Genomic DNA, 11,117 nt, shown 5'->3' on the forward strand with positions numbered 1-11,117 from the left:
CTGCGCATGGCAGGCCGCAAAGTCCATGCGCCCGACAAGACAATCGCCGTGCCGGACCACAACGTGCCCACGACTCTGGGTCGTGACAAGGCCGACAACATGACCGAGGACAGCCGCATTCAGGTCGCCGCCCTTGACACCAACGCCAAGGAATTCGGCATTCACTACTACCCCGTGACCGACGTGCGCCAAGGCATCGTGCATATCGTCGGGCCGGAGCAGGGCTGGACATTGCCCGGCATGACCGTCGTGTGCGGCGACAGCCACACTGCGACCCATGGCGCTTTCGGGGCTTTGGCCCACGGCATTGGCACGTCAGAGGTCGAACATGTGCTGGCCACCCAAACGCTGATCCAGCGCAAGGGCAAGAACATGAAAGTCGAGATCACCGGCAAATTGCGCCCCGGTGTCACCGCCAAGGACATCACCTTGTCCGTCATCGGTGCGACCGGCACTGCTGGCGGCACCGGCTATGTCATCGAATATTGCGGCGAAGCGATCCGCGATCTGTCCATGGAAGGCCGCATGACCGTCTGCAACATGGCGATCGAGGGCGGCGCGCGTGCGGGCCTGATCGCGCCTGATGAAAAGACGTTTGCATACTGCATGGGGCGCCCACATGCGCCGAAGGGTGCACAGTGGGAGGCTGCGGTTGCCTACTGGAAAACGCTCTTTACCGACGAAGGCGCGCATTTCGACAAGGTTGTGACGCTCAAGGGCGAGGATATTGCACCAGTGGTCACTTGGGGCACATCGCCCGAAGACGTGCTGCCGATCACGGCCTCTGTCCCTGCCGCCGAAGATTTCACCGGCGGCAAAGTCGGTGCGGCCCAACGGTCGCTGGACTATATGGACCTTAAGCCTGGCACACCTTTGACCGACATCGCCATTGATACGGTCTTTATCGGGTCTTGTACCAATGGCCGGATCGAGGATCTGCGCGCAGCCGCGGCGATCCTGAAAGGCAAAAAGAAAAAGGATGGCATCCGCGCGATGGTCGTTCCCGGCTCTGGTCTGGTACGGGCGCAGGCGGAAGAAGAAGGGCTCGCGCAGATTTTCATCGACGCGGGCTTTGAATGGCGTCTTGCGGGCTGTTCCATGTGTCTGGCGATGAACCCTGACCAATTGGCGCCAGGTGAACGTTGTGCGGCCACATCCAACCGCAACTTTGAAGGACGGCAGGGCAGGGGCGGACGCACCCACCTGATGTCGCCCGCCATGGCGGCGGCTGCTGCGATCACGGGCAAACTCACCGACGTGCGGGAGATGATGTAATGCAAAAATTCACCAAACTCAGCGGTATCGCTGCGCCAATGCCCTTGGTCAATATCGACACCGATATGATCATCCCCAAGCAGTTCCTGAAAACGATCAAGCGCTCTGGCCTTGGCGTGAATCTGTTTGACGAGATGCGCTATGACGACGACCGCAACGAGATCGCGGATTTCGTACTGAACAAGCCGCAGTATCGGGATGCGCAAATCCTTGTGGCTGGCGACAACTTTGGCTGCGGGTCATCGCGCGAACATGCACCGTGGGCGATCGCGGATTTCGGGATCACCTGTGTGATTGCACCCAGCTTTGCCGATATCTTCTACAACAACTGCTTCAAGAACGGCATCTTGCCGATCGCGCTGCCGCAAGAGCAGGTGGATGTTCTGATGAAAGACGCCGAGAAGGGATCGAACGCACGGATCGAAGTTGATTTGGAAGCGCAAACAATCACCTCTTCGGATGGGGATGTGTTCAGTTTCGAAGTCGACGCCTTCAAAAAGCATTGCCTGATGAACGGTCTGGACGACATCGGCCTGACCATGGAGAAAGCCAGCGCCATCGCCAGCTTTGAAGCAAAGGCCGCAGCCGAACGGCCCTGGGTTTGAAAAAGATACATTGATCTTTAGAGGCCGCCTTTCGGGGCGGCCTTTTGCGTTTGACTGACTGCCGCACGCGATGCTGCTCTTGCCCCGTCAGGGAAGGTGTTAAATCGCTCATGAAATCCGGCGCGCCGTTGCGCATTTGCATCAGTTGGGTTGCAATCCAGCATCACTGCGCGCCCAAATCAGGTTGATTTGGCGATTTCCATTAACACGCAGTTGAAGGGCGGCACGGGATTTGCTCAGGATTGCATTAATAAGAACGAAAAGTGCCGTAGTCAGTGCAATGTAAACGGTAGCGTTGTGCTGTGCTGAAGGGTCCGAAAGAGGAAAATCGCAGTGCTATCCCGATTGCCCGCCGCATTGGTCAGAGCCGCATTGGTCGTGATGTTGATCGTCATGCCTTACGCGCTTTTGCCCAGTGCCAGCGGTGACAACACGCAAATCATCGCTTTGGTCGCAATCTTCAGTGCTTTGTTCACCATCGTTGAATATAGTTCCAATTCGCCGAGCCTTGTAGAGTTTCGCGATGCGCCGCCCTTTAACCGGATGCGCTTCTCGACGCTCTTTGCAACCGTGCTATGTCTGTCGATCATTTTCAGAGGGGGTGATGCGCCTTCTGCAGTGACCGCATATTTTCAGAACAGCGGTTCAGCTATCGGCGCGGCGATCGATTTTCCCTATTCGCCTGTCCGGTTAATGGTCCTGATGATGCCCGACGGGACAGATATATCTGTGATTCAACGACTACGGGACGCTGCGGGTCTTGCCTATCTGGTCTCCATCTTTTCGGTGATCTCGTTTGTGATCCTCTTGCGGCTCAATCAATGGCCGCGCCGCACGGCGGCATTCAATGTTTGGGTCAACCTGCCAACATTTGACCCGACTGCCGGTGGTGACGTCGTCAGACGGCTCGAACGGGATAGCCGCATTAACGTTATATTAGGATTCTTGCTGCCTTTCTTGGTACCTGCGGTCATCAAAATTGTTTCTGCGTTCGGAACGCCCATCATTCTTGACAACCCGCAGACTTTGATTTGGACGGTCTCTGCATGGGCTTTCTTGCCAGCCAGTATCTTGATGCGCGGCGTCGCACTCAGCAGGGTGGCGCAGATGATACGGATGCAAAGGGCAAGAGCGAACGAACGTTCCGCCGCAGACGATGGTATGTATCAATAATAATCGCTCTGTCGGCCGCAAGCGCGCCGGCAGAACCCTACCGGATTGCCACATTCTCTGCACCCTTAAGCCGGGACGGTCCCGGCCTGCTTTTGCGCGATATCCTCAAGGGCGATGATCCACAGGTGCGCGCCACAGTTGGCATCATTGCGCAGGTCAACCCTGATATTTTGGTCCTCACGGACTTTGACTTTGACCTTGATGGGCTCGCTTTGGCCGCCTTTGCACAAAACTTTGAGCAAGCCTATCCTTACCGTTTTGCGCTCCAGCCCAATGCGGGGCTGGCGACCGGCCTTGATCTTGATGGCAATGGGCGCTTGGGCGAGGCGCGGGATGCGCAAGGTTATGGACGCTTTGCAGGGGACGGAGGTATGGCGATCCTGTCCAAGCTGCCGATTGCCGCGCCGGACGTGACGGATTTTTCCGATTTGCTTTGGAAAGACTTGCCCGGTGCGGTTTTACCGCAAAGTGCAGGCGGCCCGTTCCCCAGTTTGCGCGCACAATCCATGCAGCGCTTGTCCACCACCGGTCATTGGATTGTTCCGGTCATTCCAGAGAGCGGCAGGGCCTTTTCGATCTTGGCGTTCTCTGCGACCCCGCCAGTCTTTGATGGCCCCGAAGACATGAACGGATTGCGCAATCGCGACGAATTGCGCCTGTGGGAATCTGTCTTGGACGGCCACTATGGCCCGCCGCCCGAGAGCTTTGTGATAGCAGGGAACGCCAACCTTGATCCGAAGGCGGGGCAGGGGTTGACGGCGGCGATGGCCGCGTTTCTTGCTGACCCGCGCCTGCAGGATCCATTGCCGGATTTGCCTACCGCTGAATGGTTGGAAGATGGCCCCGGCAGGTTGAGGGTCAGCTATGTGCTGCCCTCGTCGGATTGGACCGTCACCGGCGCTGGCGTCTTTTGGCCTGCACCGGATGATCCGCTGCGCGGCTTACTCGGCAGCGATGGTCTTGCTGCTGGTCCGCATCGCCTCGTCTGGGTGGACATCAGCAGGTAAGCCCGCAAGCATCACTTGCCGAAGGTCAGAGGCGGCAAAATTTGGCAACAGGCGGTCGAACTTGGTCGCGCTGATGTGGTGGGGCATGGTGTAAAGATAGCGCATCTCGCGCAGCTCATAGGCCAAAGCCCAAAACGGGCTGAGGGCGGTCATCATCCACCAAGGGAAAGCATTCAACTTCACAGGTGTCGCTGTAACAGATTGCACAACATCGCGCAGGTCAGCGAAGGTAAAGGCATGGCCGGGGAAGGGTACATCTTCGAATTGGGCCAGCGTTGTTCGCATCTCGGCCAGCATGACCGCCGCCCGCGCCCAATCGGGCAGATAGCAATACGCCTGCATCGCGTCCGGATCGCCACCGTGGGTGATTTTGCCCTTCGCGATCTCGCGCATGATCAACATGCTCATGATATCGTCGTTGTGATGAGGGTCGATAAAGTTGCCCGCCCGCAGCACGATGGTCTGCACGCCGGATGCGGCATAGGCCGCTTCCATCTCGACCCTGATCTTGCCTTTACGCGTGTGCGGGGTTTGCGGGGTCGTCTCTGACAATAGGCCGGGCTGGTTGCCAAAATTGTAGATATTGCCGGGGATAATCACGGTGGCCCCGCTCGCCTTGGCTGCGGCAATCACCTGTGCCGTGATGGCTGGAATGGCAGTCGCCCAGCCTTTGTAGCCTGCGGGGTTCATGCCGTTGACGATCACATCGGCACCCATTGCGGCCTGCGTCATGTTGTCGGTTTTGCGGTTGAAAAGGCGCACCTTCCAGCCCGCGTTCCAAAAGGCTTCGGCGGCATGGGACCCGATCTTGCCAGAGGCCCCAAGGATCAAAACGGTCTGTTGCATCACAAGCTCCTATGCTGATGTTGCCGGGAATTTGCGCCATTCATTCTCTTAAAGAAATTGCCAGAATTTGCAGATCATGTATTCATTATTGAATGGATAAATCACTTTCCTCATTAGACTGGTCGCTGGTGCAATCCTTCTTGGCCGTCGCAGAGACAGGCAGTCTTTCCGCTGCGGCGCGGCAGTTGGGGACAAGCCAGCCCACCTTGGGGCGGCAGATCAAGCAGATCGAAGCGCAACTCGGAGCCGAGTTGTTCTATCGGCAAGCGCGGGGCTTTGCCCTGACCCAGACAGGCGCGGCCTTGGTCCGACCTGCCCAAGCCATGCGCGACGCGATGCAGCAGATTGCATTGACCGCCGCAGGTCAGCGGGCGCGGCTAGAGGGTACGGTCCGGATCACAGCAAGTGTTGCAACCTCGGCCCAGCACCTGCCACGGATCATCGCGCGGATCCGTAAACTTGAACCGCAGATCGCGATTGAACTGGTGCCCAGCGACGACAGCCGCAACCTGCTCTATCGCGAAGCGGATATTGCCGTGCGCATGTATCGGCCCACCCAGCTTGATCTGGTAACGCAGCATCTGGGCGACATCCCCTTGGGCATCTTTGCTGCAAAAACTTATCTTGCCGAAAGGGGTATGCCGCAGTCCCCCGCTGATCTGGCGCGGCATGATTTTGTGGGCTTTGATAGCGGGAATGAAATTATTGACGGCTTCAGAGCGGCAGGCCTCGAGGTGGACCGTGATTATTTCAAGACCCGCTGCGATGACAACGTCGCTTATTGGGAATTGGTCAGGGCTGGCTGCGGGATCGGCTTTGCCCAGGCTGATGTCGGGCGCAGCGATCCGCTGGTTGACCAGATCGAGATCGGCATGCCTTTACCCACACTGCCTGTTTGGCTGACAGCCCACGAGGCCATGCGCCAAACCCCACGGATCAGGCGCGTTTGGGAGCTTCTGGAACAGGGTCTGCGCCCCTTGGTATCTTGAACCTGACGCCGCGTCGCGCTAGGCCCTGTGCAACCCATTCAATCAAGGACCCTATAAATGGCAAACCCCTCCCTTTTGATCCTCGCCGGCGACGGCATCGGCCCTGAAGTCATGGACCAGGTCAAGCGGATCATCGGCTGGTTCGGCGACAAACGCGACCTGACCTTTGATGTCTCTGAAGACCTTGTCGGTGGTGCCGCCTATGACGTGCATGGCGTGCCACTGACCGATGCCACGATGGCAAAAGCGCAAGAGGTTGATGCCGTTCTGCTGGGCGCAGTTGGCGGCCCGAAGTACGACAACCTCGATTTTTCGGTCAAGCCAGAGCGCGGGTTGCTGCGCCTGCGCAAGGAAATGGACCTGTTCGCCAACCTGCGTCCGGCGCAGTGCTTTGATGCGCTGGCCGATTTTTCCTCGCTGAAAAAGGACATCGTGTCCGGCCTCGATATCATGATCGTGCGCGAACTGACCTCTGGCGTTTATTTCGGTGAACCACGCGGTATCCACATGGAAGACAACATGCGCGTGGGCATCAACACCCAGCGCTATACCGAAGCCGAGATTGAACGTGCCGCCCGTGCCGCCTTTGACCTTGCCCGCAAGCGCAGCAACAAGGTCTGTTCGATGGAAAAGGCCAATGTGATGGAAAGCGGCATCCTGTGGCGGGACGTGGTGACTGAGGTACATGAGGCCGACTATGCCGATGTCGAGCTGAGCCATATGTATGCCGACAATGGCGCGATGCAGCTGGTGCGTGCGCCCAAGCAGTTTGACGTCATCCTGACCGACAACCTGTTTGGCGATATCCTGTCCGACTGTGCGGCCATGTTGACCGGATCGCTGGGCATGCTGCCCTCGGCGTCCTTGGGCCTGCCGATGGCGAATGGGCGGCCAAAGGCCATGTATGAACCGGTCCACGGATCGGCGCCTGATATTTCGGGCCAGGGCAAGGCGAACCCGATCGCCTGTATCCTGTCGTTTGCGATGGCGCTGCGCTATTCCTTCGACGAAGGGGCAGAGGCGGACCGTCTAGAAGCCGCAATCGAGAAAGTGCTGGCCGATGGTGCGCGCACCGCTGACCTGATGGGTCCAGAGGGTGGCACGCCGCTCAGCACGACCGAAATGGGCGATGTGATCCTCGCTGCTCTGGACGCATCGGTCTGATGTCGCCGAACGCCAGAGGCGCACTCTTTGCGTTGCTCGCCTTTGGCGTCTTTGCGACTCATGATGTGATCGTCAAGATTCTCGGAGGGATATATTCCCCGTTTCAGATCGTGTTCTTCAGTGTCCTGCTCAGCTTTCCATTGGCGGCGGTCATGTTGATGCGCGACGCAAAGCCGGGAACTTTGATGCCAGTGCATCCTTGGTGGATGACGCTGCGGACCGGGGCTGCGGTTGTGACGGGGGTATCTGCCTTTTACGCCTTTTCGGTCCTGCCGCTTGCGCAGGTCTACGCGATCCTTTTCGCCGCGCCGCTTTTGATCACGGTGCTGGCCATTCCGGTACTTGGTGAAACCGTCCGTCTGCGGCGCTGGATGGCGGTCATTGTCGGGCTGATTGGTGTCTTGGTGGTGCTGCGCCCGGGCCAAACCGAACTTTCTGCCGGGCATATTGCGGCTTTGGCTGCAGCTGTCGGCGGGTCGATTGCGTCTATTGTTGTGCGCAAAATAGGAAATGAGGAACGCCCCGTCGTCATGATGCTGCATCCGATGATCGCGAACTTTGTCCTGATGGGCTGCGCCTTGCCATTTGTTTACCAGCCCATGCCGATCGAGCATCTGGGTATGCTTGGTGTCATTGCTGTTTTTGCATGGATCGCGAGCCGCCTTGTCATCGCGGCCTACCAAGCCGGCGAGGCTGCGATCATCGCACCGATGCAATATAGCCAGATCGTCTGGGCGACTGGCTTTGGCCTGCTCTTCTTTGACGAACGGATCGATATGGCCACGGGGATCGGGGCAGGGATCATCATCGCCAGTGGGATGTATATCGTGCTCCGCGAAAGCCGGATCGGAACGTCGGAAAATACCCCTGTCCTACGCACCAGATCACGGTCAGAGACGGGTACGACGCCACGCGTTTCTTTGGTGATGCGCATCGCGGGCAAGAAGCTTGCCGGAGAAAAGAAGCCTTAGAGCGTTTCCATTCTGATTGAATCGCGATGATCGCTTAGTTCGGAGGTCGAGCGCGATTTTTGAGCCGTCATTCTTTACGTTGAATGCGAAACTCTCTGACGCGCCTCCGGAGGTGCAAAGGTATGCGCATTCGCGCGAGCCCACCGTTCACGGTAAATCGGTGAATCCGTGCCATCATCAAGCAAGAACCCTTCGCGCAGATAGGTATAGACGTCGTTTGCTTCGGTCATCTGCCCGTCGCCGCGCCGTGTCATGAAGTGATAGGGCAGGAACCCGCAGGGGTCATCCAAGCCCGCAGCACCGGCCATTTCACCCAGCGCCTTAAGCGTGTTGGCATGGAACCGCGCCACCCGCTGGCTTTTGTTTTCCACATTCAGCGCCCTTTGGCGCAGCGGATCTTGGGTGGTCACGCCCACAGGGCAGTGATTGGTGTGGCAGGCCTGCGCCTGAATGCAGCCGATGGCGAACATGAAACCGCGGGCAGAGTTGCACCAGTCGGCCCCCAAAGACAGGGCGCGGGCAATGTCAAAAGCGCTGACGATTTTGCCCGCCGCACCGACCTTGACCTGATCGCGGATGCCCGCCCCGCGAAGCGTGTTATGCACAAAGGTCAGCCCTTCGACCATGGGCATGCCGACGTGGTTGGCAAATTCAAGCGGGGCTGCACCTGTGCCTCCCTCGGTTCCGTCAACAACGATGAAATCAGGGACAATTCCGGTCTCGAGCATCGCCTTGACCATGCACATAAACTCCCGCCGGTGGCCGATACAAAGCTTGAAACCAATCGGCTTGCCGCCTGATAGCTCACGCAGCCGGCCAATGAATTGCATCATTTCCATCGGTCCGTGAAAGGCGCTATGCGCGGCAGGCGACACACAATCGACACCCATCGGGATATCGCGGGCTTCTGCAATTTCTGGCGTGATCTTGGCCGCCGGCAGCATCCCGCCATGGCCGGGCTTTGCCCCTTGGCTCAGCTTTATTTCGATCATCTTGACCTGATTGTCGGCGGCCTGTTCGGCAAACTTTTCGGCGTTAAAGGTGCCATCATGATTGCGGCAGCCAAAATATCCCGACCCGATCTCGTAGATCAGATCGCCGCCACCTGCGCGGTGGTATCGGCTGATCCCGCCTTCGCCGGTGTCTTGGGCAAAACCACCGATCTTGGCCCCTTTGTTGAGGGCGGAAATCGCATTGGCCGAGAGTGACCCAAAGCTCATTGCGGAGATATTATAGAGCGAAGCGTTATAGGGTTGCTTGCAAGCGGGTCCACCAATGGTCAGGCGAAAATCGGTACTCTCAAAATGGGTTGGCTGTACCGAATGGGTCAGCCACGAATAGCCCGCCTCGTAAACCCGTTCCTGGGTCCCGAAGGGGCGTTTGTCCTCGGCCCCCTTCGCGCGCTGGTACACCAAAGAGCGTTGTTCGCGGCTGAATGGCTGTTCTTCCTGATCACCTTCGATCAGGTATTGGCGAATTTCGGGGCGGATTTTTTCGAACACGAACCGCAGATTGCCCAGGATCGGATAGTTTGTCGTGATGGCATGGCGGCTTTGCGTCATATCGTAGAGCCCCAAGAGCGTCAGCGCTGCAAAAACCGCGCAGAGGAAAAAGACCCAAGACGCCCAGAACCCGATGACAAAGCAAACCAAGGTCATGATGGCTGCAAAGACCAGTGTCGCGTACCGCTGTAATGAAATGATTTTTTGCAAAAGACCCTCTCCCAAGTTACCGGTACACTAGGCTTCGACTTTCGTTAACGAAAGATGATTTCTAACCGCGTAACGTCACAAATTGGTGCCCTTGGGATCAAAAATTCGCGGAAACCCCGGGAAGATCAAGCGCCTTGATCAGGTCACGCAGTTCCTGCCGGGCGGCCACATTTGAGATATTCATTCCCTTTACCCCGATATCCCGCAGATCAAGGAGCGTCAGACCCCGTGGAAACAATTCGCGGAAAATCACGCGCTCATTGAAACCCGGTGCTGTCCGAAAACCGATCCGCTTGGCGAGTTTGTTAATGGCGCGCTCCATCTTTTCTTTGTTCACCATCGCCTGTGCGCCGACACGGTTGCGCACCACCACCCAGTCAATCGGCTTGAGCCCCGCTTGGGACCGCAGTTGGCGGGCGTTCCAGACCATTTCAGCATAGACGGACGGGCCTGTTATCTCTTCCCCGTCGCTGTCCACATGAGCAAGCAAATCAAAGTCGATGAAGCTGTCGTTCAATGGTGTAATCAGTGTATCGGCCAGTGAATGGGCAACCTGACTCAACCGTGTATGCGATCCGGGGCAGTCGATAAGGATGAAATCGGCATCCGTCTCCATTTTGGCCACGGCCATCGAAAGACGATGATCAAATGCATTCTCTCCCGGCTTGAGGGTGGATTGATCGATCTCTGGAAGCTCGTGATACGACGGTGTTGGCAGATCAAGCCCCGTCTTTTTCAGATAGTTTTGACGATTGGTGATATAGCGCCCAAGCGTCTTTTGCCGCAAATCCAGATCAAGCGTGCCAACCTTATGTCCCATCCGGGCCAAAGCGGTTGCCACATGCATCGACACTGTCGATTTGCCCGCACCGCCCTTTTCATTGCCGACAACGATAATATGCGCCACGCGATGATTCCCCACTATTCGAAGCTTTCAGCCACTATATGATGTGGTCCGCACAAGTGAAAGCACAGCGATCACTGCGCGGTTCGTTTTTCCGTAGGACTTGACACAGCAACAGCAAAGCCTCATGTGACACTCAACCGACGCAAGCTGCCGCGTGAGCAGAGCGGGACAAGACTAAGTCCATCGCAAGGCGTCGTTCACCTCAGGTTCCCACATCACGCAGGGGTCCCGCGCCAGATCGGCGCCCGGACAATGTGGTCTTGGCTGTCAGCATATTGGCGCAACCTTGCACCGGCTTCATGGCGTTCTGCCATGGGCCAAATGATATGCGCGGACCTTTGGTTCGCAACAAATAGGATATCCATCTATGGATTTTGACATGCTGGGCCTCGCGCCCCGACTGATTAACGTACTGAAAGAACAGGGGATCACCGATCCCACCCCGATCCAGACCCAAGCCATCCCGCA

The 11,117-nt window shown here is 57.5% G+C and carries 10 protein-coding genes; 7 read left to right on the forward strand and 3 right to left on the reverse strand.

The window, feature by feature from the left end; genetic code table 11:
* The 4 genes from leuC to NWQ23_RS13840 all read left to right on the forward strand — a co-directional run.
* Positions 1-1,275, forward strand: a 1,275-nt coding sequence (gene leuC, locus NWQ23_RS13825) for a 3-isopropylmalate dehydratase large subunit (RefSeq protein ID WP_306166973.1), incomplete at its 5' end; no start/stop codon positions are given.
* Complete coding sequence (leuD, locus tag NWQ23_RS13830; RefSeq protein WP_306166974.1) at positions 1,275-1,880, forward strand: 3-isopropylmalate dehydratase small subunit; 606 nt, start codon at positions 1,275-1,277, stop codon at positions 1,878-1,880. The genes leuC and leuD, both read left to right, overlap by 1 nt.
* 543 nt (positions 1,881-2,423) lie before the next feature.
* Positions 2,424-3,053 (forward strand): hypothetical protein, encoded by a 630-nt coding sequence (locus tag NWQ23_RS13835; protein ID WP_306166975.1) that lies wholly within the window; start codon positions 2,424-2,426, stop codon positions 3,051-3,053.
* Positions 3,054-3,145: 92 nt separating this feature from the next.
* Entirely contained in the window at positions 3,146-4,060 is a 915-nt protein-coding gene (locus NWQ23_RS13840; RefSeq protein ID WP_306166976.1) for an endonuclease/exonuclease/phosphatase family protein, read from the forward strand.
* Here the strand turns inward: NWQ23_RS13840 and NWQ23_RS13845 are convergent.
* Positions 3,995-4,906, reverse strand: a complete 912-nt coding sequence (locus tag NWQ23_RS13845; RefSeq protein ID WP_306166977.1) for an NAD-dependent epimerase/dehydratase family protein — start codon at positions 4,904-4,906, stop codon at positions 3,995-3,997. The genes NWQ23_RS13840 and NWQ23_RS13845 overlap by 66 nt on opposite strands.
* Positions 4,907-4,998: 92 nt before the next feature.
* Here NWQ23_RS13845 and NWQ23_RS13850 point away from each other — a divergent pair, with 92 nt between their 5' ends.
* The 3 genes from NWQ23_RS13850 to NWQ23_RS13860 are packed head-to-tail and all read left to right on the forward strand — an operon-like array spanning position 4,999 to position 8,030.
* Complete coding sequence (locus NWQ23_RS13850; protein ID WP_306166978.1) at positions 4,999-5,895, forward strand: LysR family transcriptional regulator; 897 nt, start codon at positions 4,999-5,001, stop codon at positions 5,893-5,895.
* A gap of 57 nt (positions 5,896-5,952) precedes the next feature.
* Positions 5,953-7,059: a 3-isopropylmalate dehydrogenase gene (gene leuB / locus NWQ23_RS13855; RefSeq protein WP_306166979.1), complete on the forward strand. Its 1,107-nt coding sequence runs from the start codon at positions 5,953-5,955 to the stop codon at positions 7,057-7,059.
* Positions 7,059-8,030 carry a DMT family transporter gene (locus NWQ23_RS13860; RefSeq protein WP_306166980.1) on the forward strand — a complete coding sequence of 324 codons (972 nt, stop codon included), beginning with the start codon at positions 7,059-7,061 and terminating at the stop codon, positions 8,028-8,030. Before leuB ends, NWQ23_RS13860 begins: the two co-directional genes overlap by 1 nt.
* Before the next feature lie 74 nt (positions 8,031-8,104).
* Here the strand turns inward: NWQ23_RS13860 and NWQ23_RS13865 are convergent, their stop codons facing one another.
* Both NWQ23_RS13865 and NWQ23_RS13870 read right to left on the reverse strand, forming a co-directional pair.
* On the reverse strand, positions 8,105-9,688 hold the full coding sequence (locus tag NWQ23_RS13865; protein WP_306166981.1) for an FMN-binding glutamate synthase family protein: 1,584 nt from the start codon (positions 9,686-9,688) through the stop codon (positions 8,105-8,107).
* 151 nt (positions 9,689-9,839) lie between these two features.
* Positions 9,840-10,649, reverse strand: coding sequence for a division plane positioning ATPase MipZ (locus NWQ23_RS13870; protein ID WP_306166982.1), 810 nt, complete (start codon positions 10,647-10,649; stop codon positions 9,840-9,842).
* Positions 10,650-11,117 lie beyond the last annotated feature (468 nt).

It is taken from the genome of Yoonia sp. (assembly GCF_030731595.1).
Classification (GTDB): Bacteria; Pseudomonadota; Alphaproteobacteria; order Rhodobacterales; family Rhodobacteraceae; genus Yoonia.